Raw genomic sequence first — 666 nt, forward strand, 5'->3', positions numbered from 1 at the left:
GGTTTGGCACCTCGATGTCGGCTCATCGCATCCTGGGGCTGTAGTAGGTCCCAAGGGTTGGGCTGTTCGCCCATTAAAGCGGTACGCGAGCTGGGTTCAGAACGTCGTGAGACAGTTCGGTCCCTATCCGGCGTGGGCGTAGGATATTTGAGAGGAGCTGTCCTTAGTACGAGAGGACCGGGATGGACAGGCCGCTGGTGTATCTGTTGTAGTGCCAACTGCATGGCAGAGTAGCCAAGCCTGGAAGGGATAAACGCTGAAGGCATCTAAGCGTGAAGCCCCCCTCAAGATGAGATATCCCATTCGTAAGAAGTAAGACCCCTTGAAGACGACGAGGTAGATAGGGCAGAGGTGGAAGTGCAGTAATGTATGGAGCTGACTGCTACTAATCGGTCGAGGGCTTGACCAGAAGCTGAGAAATCAGCGGAGCGGCAAGTGTCTGCATGGTTTCGGTTTTGTATATGTAGTTTTGAAGGTACATGTTTAATAAGAACATGAAGAAGAATCCGAAAGGGTTCTTTTTTGTTTATCAAGTTTTATCTCAGATATAAAAAATCTTTTCCCAGTATTTACAAGAATTGTATTTTGTACTAAAATGATAACATGCTTGGAAAAGTGGAGGACAAAAATAATGGGAACAGTAATAATACCAGAAGGTTACAAATC

The 666-nt window shown here is 46.4% G+C and carries 1 rRNA gene; it reads left to right on the forward strand.

Annotated elements, in window-relative coordinates:
• Window positions 1-409: ribosomal RNA gene (locus WS34_RS14980) — 23S ribosomal RNA — on the forward strand; the annotation flags it as partial.
• Window positions 410-666: the final 257 nt, after the last annotated feature.

Source organism: Odoribacter sp. N15.MGS-14, from assembly GCF_000980245.1.
In the GTDB taxonomy this organism is placed as follows: Bacteria; Bacteroidota; Bacteroidia; order Bacteroidales; family Marinifilaceae; genus Odoribacter; species Odoribacter splanchnicus.